The following is a 14910-nucleotide window of genomic DNA, read 5'->3' on the forward strand; positions in this document are numbered from 1 at the left end:
GCATTCTTTATATAGAAGAGATTATTCCAGACCGAGCCGCTTGAATATCGTATCGACGTGCTTCAGATGCCACGAAGGGTTGAACGCGTCGGCGAGTTCGTCCGGGCTCAGCAGGTTCGTGATCTCCTTGGTCTCGGAGACGATGGACTGGAAGTCGCGCTGCTCCTCCCATGCCTGCATCGCGCGGGGCTGCACGGTGTCGTACGCCTGTTCGCGGCTCATGCCCTTGTCGATCAGCTTGGTCATGACGCGGCCGGAGAACGGCACGTTGTAGGTGCTGCGCATGTTGCGCTTCATGTTCTCGGGGAAAACCTGCAGGTTCTTCACGATGTTGCCGAAGCGGTTCAGCATGTAGTTCAGCAGCATCGTCGCGTCGGGTAGAATGATGCGTTCGACGGAGGAATGGGAGATATCGCGCTCGTGCCACAGCGCCACGTTCTCGTATGCCGTGACCATGTGGCCGCGAATGACGCGGGAGAGGCCGCTGATGTTCTCGGCGCCGATCGGGTTGCGCTTGTGCGGCATGGCCGACGAGCCCTTCTGTCCCTTGGCGAACGGCTCTTCGACTTCGCGAAATTCGCTCTTCTGCAGCGCGCGGATCTCCGTCGCGAACTTGTCGAGCGAGGAGCCGATGAGCGCCAGCGTCGCCATATACTCGGCATGACGGTCGCGCTGCAGCGTCTGGGTGGAGATCGGGGCCGCGCTGATGCCGAGCTTGTCGCACACGTACTGCTCGACGAACGGGTCGAGGTTGGCGTAGGTGCCGACCGCGCCGGACATCTTGCCGTACTGGACTTCGTCCGCGGCTCTGCGGAAGCGCTCCAGGTTGCGCTTCATCTCTTCGTGCCACAGGGCGAGCTTGAGGCCGAACGTCGTCGGCTCGGCATGCACGCCATGGGTGCGCCCCATCATCGGAGTCGATTTATATTGAATCGCCTGATCGCGGAGGATGGCGATGAAGTTCACGATGTCGCGCTCGAGAATCTCGTTGGCCTGCTTCAGCAGGTAGCCGAGCGCGGTGTCGACGACGTCCGTGGACGTCATGCCGTAGTGCACCCACTTGCGCTCCTCGCCGAGGCTCTCGGACACGGCGCGCGTGAAGGCGATCACGTCGTGGCGGGTCTCCTGCTCGATCTCGTAGATCCGGTCGATGTCGAACTTCGCGTTCTGGCGCAGCAGCGCGGTGTCCGCCTTCGGGATATGGCCGAGCTCCGCCCAGGCTTCGCAGGCGCACAGCTCGACTTCGAGCCAGGCCTTGAATTTGTTCTCTTCGGTCCAGATAGCCCGCATCTCCGGGCGGCTGTAGCGTTCGATCATGACGTATTAGACCCTCCAAATGGTTGATTCGTTGATCCATGCGAGCGCGGACGCGGTATCGTCGGCAAGCACGTTGACATGGCCCATCTTGCGCCCCGTCTTGGCCTCCGCCTTGCCGTACAGATGGATCTTCGGCGCGACGCCGAGACGCTCGGCCTCCGGATCGTCGCTCTGCATCCAGTCCAGCAGCGGCCCGACATGCTCGCCGAGGATATTGCCCATCACGACGGGCGACAATAACGAGGTGTCTCCGAGCGGCAGATCGCAGATCGCGCGGACATGCTGCTCGAACTGAGACGTGCGGCACGCCTCCATCGTATAATGCCCGGAATTGTGCGGCCGCGGCGCCAGCTCGTTGACGTACAGGGTGCCGTCCTTCGCGACGAACATCTCTACGGCGATCAGGCCGACGGCTCCGAGCGTCTCCGCGATCGATACCGCGAGGCGCTCCGCCTCGGCGGTCACGGCATCCGGCACCCGCGCGGGCACGATGGATAGATGCAATATATTGCGAACGTGTATATTCTCTGCAGGGGGAAACGTTCGGATCTCGCCGGACGGCCTGCGCGCGGCGATGACCGAGATCTCGCGCTCGAAGTCGATGAACTTCTCCAGCACGAGCTCGGTGCCGGCGCGGCTGGCCTCGTCCCAGGCGGGCGCGAGCTCGTCCGCGCTGCGCAGCACCCACTGGCCCTTGCCGTCGTAGCCGCCGGTCGCCGTCTTCAGCACGGCGGGCAGGCCCAGGCGCTCGGCCGCCTCGCGCAGCCTCTCGAGGCTAACGATCTCGGCGTAAGGCGCGACGCGCGCGCCCGCCGCCTCGATGGCGCGCTTCTCGCGCAGCCGGTGCTGCGTCGTATGCAGCAGGGCGCTTCCCTGCGGCACGTACGACTCGGTCTCCAGCATCGCCGCGACGCCAGCGTCCACGTTCTCGAACTCGTACGTGATGACGTCGCTGCGCCGCGCCAGCTCGCGCGCCGCGTCGCGGTCGGCATAGCCGGCCACGATCTGCTCGGCCGTCTGGCCGCAAGGCGCGTCCGGCGTCGGATCGAGCGCCACGAAGCGGTAGCCCATCCGGCTGCCCGCATGCGCCAGCATCCGGCCGAGCTGCCCGCCGCCCAGCACGCCGATCGTGGCGCCCGGCAGGATCGGACGGGCCGGCTTCGCGCCCGCGGCAGTTGCCTGACCGCTCCGAGCAGCGTCTCCGACCGGCCCGCAGCCGTCCGCGCCGCATGCCGCGCCTTCGCCTCCGAGCAATCCCTCCAGCTCGCGATTCAGTCCGCTCATGGCAGCACCGCGTTGTTCAGCACGTCCTGCGTCGTCCGCTCGCGCCGCGCGGCGACCCGCGCCTGCACGTCCGCGTCGAACGCGCCGACGATCTGCGCCGCCAGCAGTCCCGCGTTGGTCGCGCCGGCTGCGCCGATCGCCACGGTGGCGACCGGGATTCCGCCCGGCATCTGCACGATAGACAAGAGCGAATCCAGCCCGTTCAGGGCGGCGGACTTCACGGGCACGCCGATGACGGGCAGTACGGTCTTCGCGGCGACCATGCCGGGCAGATGCGCGGCGCCCCCGGCTCCGGCTATGATAACCTTGAGCCCGCGCTGCGCCGCCGTCTCCGCGTATTCGAACATCAGATCCGGCGTACGATGCGCCGATACGACCTTTTTCTCATAGGGGACGTTCAGTTCGTCCAGCACTTCGCACGCCTTCTTCATCGTCTCCCAATCGGACGTGCTGCCCATGATGACCCCGACGATTGCCGACATGGTCCCACCCTTTCCCCGCTAGCTTGGCCTGATTGTTAATATTGCACAAATCGCCCGTCGCGCCTGACCCGGCCCGCCTCCGCGCGCAAGGTCCGCGAATCGGGCCCAGAGCGCAAAAAAGGGCGACTTCAGACCGCTATGGTCCTCCGTCTAACCCCGTCTCTCTCCCATATTCCCGGCTTCGCTCTTCTGACGCCCAGAAGGCGCAACGCAGGACCTTCCCCCATAACGGAGGATCGTCCGGCATTCACCCGCCGCGCGTCCAAGAGCCCGTAGTCCGGAAATTTAAGGTCTCCGGGTAGAGACGATCGGGCCTTATTCCCGATAATATACGAGCATTTCCGATTCTGTTTGCCGATTTTTAGTTTACCCCAAACCTCACATCGATGTCAAACGAAAAGGCGAACGCTAGCCTTTGCAGAAAAAACGAATGTTCGGATTTTGGCCACACAATTCCGAGTCTGGCAGTTAGATTAACAAATTTTCAGTAAAATTTAAATTATGAAGGTTATACAAAAAATCAGATCCGCGCTCTGGCTTCGCCGGCCGAGCAAAAAGGGATGCCTCAGGCCCTAAGGCCCTCGGCATCCCCTGTCGACTTGCGCTTACCGGTCCGCCCGTCTCTTCGCTCGACGCGCTTCGAAGCCGCGAATCCATCGCTCCAGCTCGACCAGCGGCAGCTTGTACAGCGTCAGCGCCCCGTTATCGGTTCGCGACGCCCCCGGCAGCGCGGCGATCCTTCGCAGCAGCCGTCCTTCGCTTGCCTCCGCCGACCACTGCACCCAGAATTGGACGTACCGAACCCCCGCATAGCCCTCGCGGATATCCTCCACAAGCTCGCTTGCCGCGGCGATCAGCAAGTCCGGCTGCCGGCGCTTCTCTTCGATATAAAACACTTCAAGCTGACAGTTCTCGCGATCCTCGTATTCGCCCGGTCCGGTACCGTAAGCGAATCCGAAGGCGCCCACGTTCTCGTACGTATCCTCGCAATGAATCATCGTGGACCTGCCGAGTACGAGCGGACTCGCCAGGAAGCTCAGCTTGGTCGCAAACGAATAAGGGAGAGACAGACTCGCGTGACGAGATATTAAATAACGGAGGTAAGAGGCGTGGTCCATCTCCAGCTCGCAGCGCCTGAATATGCAGTTCGCATGGAGGAATGCCCTGCCGGCCATCGTCTCTGCCTCCCTCGTGTTCTTTCAAGGCACGCGGCGGAGCTGCTCCGCCTTCTTCCGCACGGAGCAGCCCTACCTTCTTACTGCTGCGGTTGTACGCGCAGGTTGTCATTCGCGATGACAATTCTGCCGAAACCGCTGCCTTTCTTTTGTTCGTTAACGGTTGGGGGAATCGGGAACATTCGTCTCGACCTCCTTCGACAAAAATTGGATAAAGTTCCACCCTAACTATACACGATTCCATTTACCCAGAACAGCCGTAATTTCAGTTACTTCGGCACTATACAAGGTCTCTTCGCCCCATGCGCCTTCCCGGACGCCGGTCGGCGCCGCGAACTTCGCGTACAGCCGATTCAAGTATTCGTTCGCGGTCTGCGCGGCCAACCGGACCTCCCTGACTTCGGGATGCCGTTCCGCGATCGAGCGAACCGTGAAGCCGAGGCCGTCCAGAAATACGCGCGTCCCGCGGTGCGAACGGGCGGCGAGCGCCAGGTCGATCAGCGCGATATCCTTATTCTCATAAGCTTCGTCCCTCGTCCCGTGGTAGTAAGCCCCGAGCCCTACAGCCTCTCCGCCTTCCTTTACCAATACGATCGTACCTTCCGTAATGTACTGGTAGACGAGCGTTACCGTGTCCATTACCGAGAAAGAAGGATGCACGTCCCGCATATGTTCGAGCAGAAAAAGGCTGGCTTGCGCAAAATCGTCGTCCGTCGCGCATATCGAGCAGTGTAGCGCCCTCATTCGATTCTCTCCTCTCGCGGCCGCGCGGTTAAGTCCTTCGCTCCAGCGCGCGGGTCAATGCGTCGCGCACCTGCGGCGAGCCGCTGAGCAGCCGCTGGAACGTCTCCCTGCGCATCGACAGCAGCACGGAAGGGCCGAGCGCGCGAACGGTGGCGGTACGCGGCACTTCCTGCATGAGCGCGATCTCGCCGAAATAATCGCCGTCCTGGAGCGTCGCCACGCGTCGTTCGCCGCCATCGTCCGCCTGCTTGGTCACCTCGAATTTTCCCCGCACGATAATATAGAAGGTCTGGCCCTCCTCGCCCTCCCGGACGATGGCTTCGCCTTCCCGGCAGGTCTGCGTCGAGAAGGCGGCGGATAGGCTGTTCAGCAGCCCGGTATCGATCCCTGTCAGAAAAGGCAGCCGGGCGAGCCAGCTTGTGTCCACGTCGGCATGCAGCCCATCCTCGGACAACGTGAATCCCTGCTGTTTGTCCCATAAACGCGCATAGGCGCCCCCTTGGCCCAGGAGCTGCTCGTGCGTGCCGCTCTCGACGACTTCGCCCCGGTCGAACACATAGATACGGTCCGCCTGGACGACCGAGGACAAGCGGTGCGTCACCGACACGACGGTCTTGCGTCCGCGCAGCGACAGGACCAGCTCGTTGACCCGCGCCTCCGAGACCGTATCGAGCGCCGCGGTCACCTCGTCCAGCAGCAGCACGTCGGGATCGCGGAGCAGCGCCCGCGCCAGCGCGATGCGCTGGCGCTCTCCGCCGGAGAAGCTGCCCCCCTCGTGGCGGACGACCGTGTCATAGCCCTCGGGCCAGCGGGCTGCCGCTTCCTGCAAGCCGGCTCTGCGCGCGGCGTCGATCATCTCCGCCTCGGACAGGTCGCCGCGGCCGAGAAGCAGATTGTCCCTTACCGTCGTATTGAATAGGAACGTATCCTGCCCCACGAGCAGCGTCAGCTCGCGAAGCCGCCGCTCGCCGATCTCGCGCAGGTCGAAGCCATCCATGACGACCTGCCCCTGCCTCGGATCGTAGAAGCGCGCGAGCAGCTGCAGCGCCGTGCTCTTGCCCGAGCCGCTAGATCCGACAAATGCCGTATAGCTGCCGCCGGCGACGGAGAGCGAGACGCCGCTCAGCTGGTCCGTCCCTTCGCCGTAGCCGAAGGTCACGCCGTCCATCGCGATCTCGCGGATCGGGGCTGCCGGCGAGCGCGGATCGGCAGGCTCGGGCACCTCGGACTCGCGCGCCATGACCTCGCCGATCCGGGCGAAGCTGACCCGGGCCTCGATGATGCCGGGTATGAGGTAGGTCAGGTTCGTCCCGGACTGGCCGACCGTGAGGAATAGCGTGAAGAAAGCCATGAAGCCGCCGATCGTCAGCTCGTCATGGAAGATCAGATATCCGCCGAGGCCGATCATCAGGCCGTTCAGGATCATCAGACTAATGAGCGGCAGACGCTCCATCCATGAGGTCACAAGCCGCAAGCCCAGGCCGTTCCGCAGCATATCTCCGACGAGACGGGCAGCCGCGTCGCCGACGCGCGCCTGTTGATGGAGACTGCGGATCGTCTTGTGCCCCTTGACGGTCTCGTCGATCGCGTCCATAAAGCGCTCCTGCGATGCCTTGAGCCGCTCCTGTCCTTCTTCGGCTCTTCCCTGCAGCAGCTTGGGTCCGACGATCATCAGAGATGCGCCCGCGATCATGACCAGCGTCAGCCGCCAGTCAAGCGCGAATAGCATAACGAGTCCCAGCGCGGCGCCGAGCGTCTGCGCGAACAGCATCGGCACCGTCGCGCCTACGGCGCGCTCGACGGATGCGGTATCCGTCGTGAAGCGGGACACCAGATCGCCCGTGCCGTATCGCTGGTAGAAGGAGATCGACTGTCGCTGCACCCGCTCGAACAGATCGAGACGCAGCTTCGCGACCCCTTGGCCGACCACCCTCCCCAGCGCGTAGTCTCCGGCGAGGGATGCCGCGATCGACAGCAGCCCCGCGCCGATCAGCAAGCTCAGGATCAGCGCGAAGACGCCGCCGTCCTTGGGGACGAACGCCTCGTCGACCAGGTACTTCAGACTGAGGGGCGCGGCGACGGCGTAGGCGGCTTCGATGAGCAGACAGAGCAGGAGCAGGGCGATAAGTCCGCGGTAAGCGGCAAAATATTTAAGCATAAAGTCTCCCCGGCCCGCTTGCGAGCAGTGATATGGATGTGTTTCTCCCACCATATCGCACCTTTTTAAAAAGTGTCAATCCTTGTCGGAACGAATAAAAAAATCTCCGTTCCTTCAATGAAGAAGGAAGCGGAGATCGATTGCGGGAACGGATGAATATCAGCCTTCCGCGCCGATGAACACGTAACGCGCGATCACGAGCACGAACAGCACCCACATCAGCCAGTGCACCTGGTACTTCTTCTTGCCGGCCAGGTTGGCGATGACGGCCAGCACGACGTACGAGATGATGCCGAAGGAAATGCCGTTGGCGATGTTGTAGGTGAAAGGCATCATGGCGATCGTCAGGAACGCAGGGATGCCGACGACGAGATCTTCGAAGTCGATCTCCTTGACGGACTGCATCATGAGGACGCCGACGATGATGAGCGCGGCGCTCGTTGCCGGAGACGGCACGAGCAGCGCGACCGGCGCGAGGAACAACGACAGCAGGAACAGCACGCCGGTCGTGGAGGACGTCAGGCCGGTGCGTCCGCCTTCGGCAATGCCGGCGGAGCTCTCGACGAACGCCGTCATCGTGCTCGTGCCGAGCATGGCGCCGCCGCTCACGGCTACGGCGTCGACGAGCATCGCCTTGCCGACGAGCTTGCGCCCCTTCTCCTTGTCCTTGAAAAAGCCGGCGCGGTTCGCGGTGCCGACCATCGTGCCGAACGTGTCGAACAGCTCGACGAACGTAAACGTCGCGATCGCCGAGAGGAGACCGGTCGTCAGCAGGTCGGCGAAGTCGAAGTCCCAGAAGTTCAGCTTGCTGAAGTTCGGCACCCAATCCGAACCCTTCAACGAGTCGAAGCTAACGACGTCTACGCCCGGGATCGCGCCGATCAGCGTCGTGAGCAGAATCCCGTAGAGAATGGCGCCGCGCACTCGGAGCACCATCAACGCGCTGATGATCAGCAGGCCGAGCACGGTCAGCCATACGGACGGCTCGGTGATGTCGCCCAGATGGAAGATCGTCTCGTTGCTGTTCAGGTTCGAGTACGAGCCTGCGGCGTAGTCGGCAAAAGGACTCAGCGAGATCGTCAGCAGTCCGCTGCCCTTGAGGCCGATAATCGTGATGAACAGGCCAATGCCGACCGTGATCGCGTACTTGATGCTGTCCGGGATCGCCACGATCAACATCTGGCGGATCTTGGTGACGGTCAGAATAATGAAGATAATCCCCGAGATGAATACCGCGGCCAGCGCCATGGACGGCGATATCTCATGCCCTGTCGCCTTGGACGCGACGACGGTCGTCGCAAAGTACGCGTTAAGCCCCATGCCCGGCGCGAGCGCGACCGGGAAGTTGACGAACAAGCCCATCGCGAGCGTGAAGATGCCGGCGCCCAGCGCCGTCGCGAGGAAAATGCCGTACGTGTCGAGACCCGATCCTCCAAGCACCAGCGGATTGACCGCCAGGATGTACGCCATCGTCATGAACGTCGTGATGCCCGCCATGATCTCCGTGCGTACGTTCGAACCGAATTCCTTCAGCTTAAAGAAACGTTCCATCGTCTCCTTAGCTCCCCTTTCGCCCAGTTAAAGTCGGCGCCACAACCAAATAACCCAGAAGATTACTCTCCTAGGTTCCGCATAAGCACGCAACATCATGCACAGGAGCCGTCCGCTCCTCTTGCCGTGCGCGCTTTTCGTAGCCAGGTCCTTTGCGGTGACCTTGTAGAGACATCCGGGCCGATCCCCGGAAATATACGAAAACATATGCTGTTGTATACAGTAGTGGTCCCATGCATATTCTAGTGCCGGAATTTGTAGCGTGTCAACAAAAAATATGAATGTTAAAGTCTAAAACCGTCGATTATGTTAATGATCTAGCAATATATTCTAAAGATATTCGTTCAATGTACGTTGAAAGCGGACTCAAAGTGAACAATGGGCGATTGCGCGGTTAAGATCCTATAACCTCATCGCAGCTTAAACGCCAGCATGCCCAGATATTCCTTAAGCGCGAGCCCCGTCGTACCGGCCGCTCCGCTATTCGGCGCGAACATGCCGGCGTATAGGCGCAGGCGTCCTCCGCTCGCCAGATAATCGGTCGGAAAAGGCTCGGGTTCGACGCCCGCCCGGCGGAACTCTCCCATCGCGCGCGGCAGATGAAACGCGGAGGTCACGAGTACGGGATGCGACAAACCGCGTTCCCGCAGCATAGCCGCCGTATAGACGGCATTCTGCTCCGTATTGAGCGAGCGGTTTTCGACGAGGATGTCGATGTCCTGTACGCCTAGCCCGATGAGCTGCCGTCTGGCGATGTCCGCCTCGTTGCCGCTGTCGGAGAACACTTGGCCGCCCGAGAACAGAATCGGCAGTCCCGTCATCCGATGCAGACGAACCGCAGTCAACAGCCGATTAGCCGCCCCTCCTCCCAGATTGCCTTCGCCACCGAGATCGGGCGTCGAGCGCGTCGCCCCGCCGCCCAGCACCACGATGACGTCGCCTTGAACGGCGTCAGGCTGATCGTATTGCCTCTCGAGCGATCGGATCAGCGTCTGGCTCGTGAGCGGTATGACGGAGAGATAGAAAAGCAGAGCGATGCCGGCGATCAGCCACGCTTGTTTGCGCGCCTTCTTCCAAAGCCATACCGCCGCCGCCAACAGCAGCAGGACGAAGATTCCCGGCGGCAGCACGAAGCTGTATATGAACTTAATGATATAAATCAGCTTAATGCCCCCTTTGCCTTAAAATTTGCGAGGTTAAGTCAATCGTCTATATCATATCAACTAACCGAGACATAAAAAAATCCCCTTTATCCGCGCAATGCGCAAATAAAAAGGATTTGCAAACTTATGACACGACTATCATCCATCGATAAACCGTACCGTCAACAAGAAACGCTTAAGCATCGCGGCCGCTTCAGCCCGGGTCGCGTACGCTTGCGGCTCGAAGCGTCCGTCCGCGTTGCCTTTCACGATGCCGGCTTCTGCGACCCGCCGGGTCGCTGCGCTAGCCCAAGACGAGATGCGGTTCGCATCAGCGAAATCGACAGACTCGGATACGGCGGCAGACTCGATACCCTGCACCGCTGCCAGCGGTAGCGCATGGTCCAGCATGACCGCCATCTGCTCCCGCGTCACCCTGCCGTTCGGGTCGAAGCGGTCTGCATCCAGCCCCTTCGCCAATCCAGCCTTCACGCCGGCCGCTACCTCCGACACGTACCAAGCGGACGACGGCACATCCACGAAGCTCAAAGCTGTCGCATCCGCATCCGTTCTTATGCCCAGCGCCCGCACGAGCAGCGTGAGGAATTCCGCGCGCGTGATGGCTCCGCCAGGAGAGAACTTCGTATCCGATACGCCCTGCACGATCAGCTTCGACGCCAGCAGCTCCACGTCTTCCTTCGCCCAATGGCCATACAGGTCGTCGAACGAACGCTTTGTCGTCTCCATGATGGCATAGATGCTGTTATGCGGGGTCCTCATGGACATTTGCTGTTTATCGTCGCTTCTCGTTCCCAGTACGGCCGGAACGAAGGAAAACGACGGAACGCTTGGGTCATACACGACGGCGGTATAGCTCTTGCCAGGCCCGATCGACGCCATGACGATAGCCCGAGCCATGTACGTGCCGCCGAAATCCGTCACTTCGATCGAGCGGCTGCCGCCCGTCACCATAATGCGATAATCGACCGCTTGACCGACCAGCTTCATTCCCTTCGCGCCCGCGAGCCGCTCCAGTTCGGCCTTGGCCGGTCCGATCACTTGCGACGTCAGCATGCTTACCTTCATGTCCTTTAAATCGACGCCTAGCCGGGATGCCAGATCGGCCAGATCCAATACGTCAACCTGCAGCAGGAAGCTGGAGTCGTTCAGTCGCACCTCGTATTGCAAGTTCGGGTAAACGGCGAGCTGCTCCCCAAGTCGATCGGCCGGGAAGCGTACATTCACCGCCCGTTCCGTGTCGTCGATCACCAACGTCACGGTCGGCTTGCCGGCGTTTTTCAACTGCTCCAGAATCCGGTCCATCAACGCGTCCGTCAGCTCGACCCTCTCCGTCACGGTTCCGTCCGGCTGTATTTCCTTCACGATGTCAGAATCGGCGACACGGACCACTACGCCGCCGTCCGGCGACAGTTCAACCGTCGTACCCGGCGTGCTGACCGGATACGCGATGGAAGAGATCGTAATGACCGCTACGGACTCGTTGCCCGCGGCATCCTGGGCATACACGGTATAGTCTCCGTTCGCCTGCGCCGTGAACGCCCTCGGCTCGAGTATCGACGCTCCGGCCGCACCTCCCGCGAAGTCGGCGATCTCATGCGCTCCCAACAGCCAATTCAGCTTAACGAGCGAATTCCCCGCTGTCGCTTCGCCGTATACCGCCGCCGTCACGGCCACATCGGCCGACGTGCGCGGCGCGTCGCTCGCGCTCAGCTCAAGCGTCGGCGCCTGCCCGATCAGCCGAATGCCGCTCGTCTCGGGAACGGCGAAGTCCGCCAGCGCATCCGCGCCGCCCGCGACGAGCGTGACGGCCGCGCCAGCCGGCAGATCAAGCCGGCCTTCGAGTGCGATGCCGTCCTCATCTACCATACCTTCGGGCACTGTATACTTGAACGACAAGCTCGTCGTCGGTACGCCTGTCGCCCCCGTATACTCCGCGTAGACGGTGTCCGCGACGGAACCGGCTCCGAGCGCAAGCGCCAGCCGCGGCATGCCGGCGACGTTCACCTCGTCGCGATACGTCAGCGTGAAGGCGAGCGTGTCTCCTATGCCGTACAAGCCTGCGCCCGGCACGTTCAGGACGACGCCGACGACCGTCAGCCCGAACGCCGAGATCGCGTCGTTCAGCGTTGTCGTTGCCGTGTCCAATTGCGTTTGCGTCTGGTTCGCCGCATCATCCGACACCGCCTGCGCCGCATCGATCGCCGATTGCAGCGCGCTGCGAACGCTCTCCGACGCCTGGCCGAGCTCCGCTCCCTCCGGATGATCCGCCAGCGCCTGCTCCGCCGTCAAGATCGCGGCATTCAGCGCCGCTGCATCGCCGGCTACGATCACTAATCCGTTAAACGTCGCGATCGCGCCGTTCAGCGTTGTCTTTGCAGCGTCCAATTGCGCCTGCGATCGGTGCGATGCATCGTCCGCATCCAGTTGCGCTGCGTCGATCGCCGACTGCAGCGCGTCCCGCGCGCTCTCGGGCGCTTGCCCGACGTTCGTTCCTGCCGGGTGGTCCGCCAACGCCTGCTCAGCCGTCAAGATCGCGGCATCCAGCGCCGCCGGATCGCCCGCTACGATCACTAACCCGTTAAACGTCGCGATCGCGCCGTTCAGCGTTGTCGTTGCCGTATCCAGCTGCACCTGCGTTTGATTCGTTGCGTCATCCGAGACATTCTGCGCCGCGTCAATCGCCGTTTGCAGCGCGTCCCGCGCGCTCGCGGACGCTTGCCCGAATCCCGTCCCCTCCGGATGATCCGCCAACGTCTGTTCCGCCGTCGTAATCGCAGCATCCAGCACATCTGGATCGCCGGCTACGATTACTAACCCATTAAACGTCGCGATTGCGCCGTTCAGCGTTGTCTTTGCCGTGTCCAATTGCGCTTGCGTCTGATTCGCTGCGTCATCCGAGATGTCCTGCGCAGCGTCGATCGCCGATTGCAGCGCGTTCCGCGCGCTCGCGGACGCTTGTCCGACGTCCGTCCCCTCGAGATGGTCCGCCAGCGCCTGCTCCGCCGTCAAGATCGCTGCATCCAGCGCCGCCGGATTGCCGGCTACGATCACTAACCCGTTAAACGTCGCAATCGCGCCGTTCAGCGTCGTCTTTGCTGCGTCCAATTGCGCCTGCGTTCGATGCTCCGCATCGTCCGCATCCAGTTGCGCTGCGTCGATCGCCGACTGCAGTGCGTTCCTCGCGCTCGCGGAAGCTTGTCCGACGCTCGTCCCTGCCGGATGGTCCGCCAGCGCCTGCTCCGCCGTCAAGATCGCTGCATCCAGCGCCGCCGGGTTGCCGGCGGTCAGAATGTTGTTTATATTAATCGTCTTAACAACCTCGTTGCCTGCCGCGTCCTTCGCATAGACCGTATAAGTTCCATTGCTCGCCGCATCGAACTTCGAGGTTGCCGTGATCGAGGCTCCCGCGCTCGCGAAGTCGGACACGGTCTTGCTCCCGGCCAGCCACTTCAGGAGACTGAGCGTATTGCCGCTGCCGTTGATCGAAGGTGCCACGGTGACGGTCACCGGATCGAATGTGTCGCTCGTCGGCGAAGGAGTTAGTGTCAGCCCGGGCGCTGCCGGCATGTTGACTTGGTGGGAGACGCTGGCAGAGTTAGCCGCCGCATAGTGACTATCTCCTTGATAACTAACGGACAAGTTACGGGCTCCTGTAGCCAAAGAAGTTGCCGAGTACGTCGCGGTTCCGCCGGCAAGCGAAGCGCTCCCCAGCACGGTGGCGCCGTCCTTAAATTCGACCGTGCCGGTCGGCGTCTCCATATCGCCGGTTACCGTCGCCGTCAGCGTGACCGACTCCAGCTTGGTCGTAGGAGACGTCGGCGATACGCTAAGCGTTACCGCAGGCAAGAACTTTAATCGGGTCGGTACCTTTTGCGCTTGGTAGCCCCACGTCCAGATCAGTCCGTCGGCATCAATGGCGAACGACCTGGCTTCACCGGCGAAGACCGACACGAACTCTACCCGATTGCCGCTTTCCATTACAGTCCTCTTGCGCGGCGTTCCATTATCGGCCGTCGTGTCGTCCCCCAGTTGCCCCGACTCGTTAGTCCCCCAGCTCCAGATGTCGCCTGCCGCATCTACGGCCAGCACGTGCCGGGTGCCGGCGGACAGCGATTTGAATTTGACAGTCGCGCCGTCCTCCTTAAGATCGCGGAGCTCAGGCACGGCAGTACCTGCTGTTCCCGAAGCGCCCCCATCTCCCAATTGGCCATCGCTGTTATTTCCCCCTGTCCAGATATGACTATCTGTATCCAGAGCGGTGTAAAGCATGTTGTCGTTGCCGCCAGTACCGCCTTGGCCCGTAGAGATCGCCTGGAACGTTTCCGGCAAACCGAACTCTGCCGGACTAGAGCCGATACTATTAAGATCCCAATTCCAGAGCCGGTTGGACGTGTCGAGTGCGAGTGCGAACGTGGCACCGGCCGCTATGCGCTTGAAGGAGACAAAGCCCATTCCGTCCGTCACCGTCTGCTTCACCGGCGCTTCGCCGATCGCCCTTCCCCAGCCCCACAGCGAGCCGTGGCTATCGATGGCGAATCCGTTAAAGGCTGCCACAGCAATAGCTGTAAAGGTGACGTCTCCTCCTCCATCGGATACAGGAAGCTTGGTCCAAGCCGTCGCGTCGGATTGGCCGGCCCCGTTGCCCTGCGCGCCGAACACATCTTCTCCGGTTATCCACAGATGATTGCTGGTATCGAGCGCCAGCGAGACCCTCCGTTCAATCTGCACATCCCGGAACGTTACGGGTGTTGCCCCGTTCATCACGTCGATGCGCTTCGGCATACCGGAGGGCGCTAAAGTTCCGTCACCGAACGTGCTGTCGTTAGCGCCCCAAGCCCAAATATGCCCCGCAGCGTCAAGCGCGAGCGTCGCGTACGTTCCCGAAGACACGCTCTTGAACGTTAACCCGGTCGCCGCGTTCGCCTTGGGGGGGACGAATAGCGTACTGAAAACTAACAGGAATGATAGTAGTGCGATCAATGATTTTTTCAAGACGGTCTCCCTCTCTGATCCTGATTTATAGCTTTATAAATAGA

The 14910-nt window shown here is 61.7% G+C and carries 9 protein-coding genes and 2 riboswitches; all 9 genes read right to left on the reverse strand.

The features are described from left to right. Positions 1–21 precede the first annotated feature (21 nt). Positions 22–1317: an adenylosuccinate lyase gene (purB, locus tag PQG80_RS14325; protein WP_271752051.1), complete on the reverse strand. Its 1296-nt coding sequence runs from the start codon at positions 1315–1317 to the stop codon at positions 22–24. A 6-nt stretch (positions 1318–1323) separates the two neighbouring features. Then, complete coding sequence (gene purK, locus PQG80_RS14330; protein WP_432432758.1) at positions 1324–2592, reverse strand: 5-(carboxyamino)imidazole ribonucleotide synthase; 1269 nt, start codon at positions 2590–2592, stop codon at positions 1324–1326. Positions 2593–2597: 5 nt separating this feature from the next. Further along, positions 2598–3083 (reverse strand): 5-(carboxyamino)imidazole ribonucleotide mutase, encoded by a 486-nt coding sequence (purE, locus tag PQG80_RS14335; RefSeq protein WP_271752053.1) that lies wholly within the window; start codon positions 3081–3083, stop codon positions 2598–2600. Between the two features lie 253 nt (positions 3084–3336). Then, a riboswitch (purine riboswitch) is annotated at positions 3337–3438 on the reverse strand. Positions 3439–3688: 250 nt separating this feature from the next. Then, positions 3689–4258, reverse strand: coding sequence for a hypothetical protein (locus PQG80_RS14340; protein WP_271752054.1), 570 nt, complete (start codon positions 4256–4258; stop codon positions 3689–3691). A 228-nt stretch (positions 4259–4486) separates the two neighbouring features. Continuing rightward, a complete protein-coding gene (locus PQG80_RS14345) occupies positions 4487–5002 on the reverse strand; it encodes a hypothetical protein (RefSeq protein WP_271752055.1) in 516 nt (171 codons plus the stop codon). A gap of 28 nt (positions 5003–5030) precedes the next feature. After that, positions 5031–7160, reverse strand: coding sequence for an ABC transporter transmembrane domain-containing protein (locus PQG80_RS14350; RefSeq protein WP_271752056.1), 2130 nt, complete (start codon positions 7158–7160; stop codon positions 5031–5033). A 159-nt stretch (positions 7161–7319) separates the two neighbouring features. After that, complete coding sequence (locus PQG80_RS14355) at positions 7320–8711, reverse strand: NCS2 family permease (RefSeq protein ID WP_271752057.1); 1392 nt, start codon at positions 8709–8711, stop codon at positions 7320–7322. A gap of 120 nt (positions 8712–8831) precedes the next feature. Then, positions 8832–8932: riboswitch (purine riboswitch) on the reverse strand. 189 nt (positions 8933–9121) lie between these two features. Continuing rightward, the gene (locus PQG80_RS14360) at positions 9122–9874 is read right to left on the reverse strand and encodes a YdcF family protein (RefSeq protein WP_271752122.1); all 753 of its coding nucleotides are present in this window, start codon (positions 9872–9874) and stop codon (positions 9122–9124) included. Positions 9875–10012: 138 nt separating this feature from the next. After that, complete coding sequence (locus tag PQG80_RS14365) at positions 10013–14866, reverse strand: S-layer homology domain-containing protein (protein WP_271752058.1); 4854 nt, start codon at positions 14864–14866, stop codon at positions 10013–10015. Between the last annotated feature and the right edge of the window lie 44 nt (positions 14867–14910).

This window comes from Cohnella rhizoplanae, from assembly GCF_948329515.1.
In the GTDB taxonomy this organism is placed as follows: Bacteria; Bacillota; Bacilli; order Paenibacillales; family Paenibacillaceae; genus Cohnella; species Cohnella rhizoplanae.

Coding starts and splice junctions, on each gene's coding strand:
- PQG80_RS14355 (WP_271752057.1), bottom strand. CDS start 8,711: ATGGAACGTTTCTTTAAGCTGAAGGAATTCGGTTCGAACGTACGCACG.
- PQG80_RS14350 (WP_271752056.1), bottom strand. CDS start 7,160: ATGCTTAAATATTTTGCCGCTTACCGCGGACTTATCGCCCTGCTCCTG.
- PQG80_RS14340 (WP_271752054.1), bottom strand. CDS start 4,258: ATGGCCGGCAGGGCATTCCTCCATGCGAACTGCATATTCAGGCGCTGC.
- purE (WP_271752053.1), bottom strand. CDS start 3,083: ATGTCGGCAATCGTCGGGGTCATCATGGGCAGCACGTCCGATTGGGAG.
- purB (WP_271752051.1), bottom strand. CDS start 1,317: ATGATCGAACGCTACAGCCGCCCGGAGATGCGGGCTATCTGGACCGAA.
- PQG80_RS14345 (WP_271752055.1), bottom strand. CDS start 5,002: ATGAGGGCGCTACACTGCTCGATATGCGCGACGGACGACGATTTTGCG.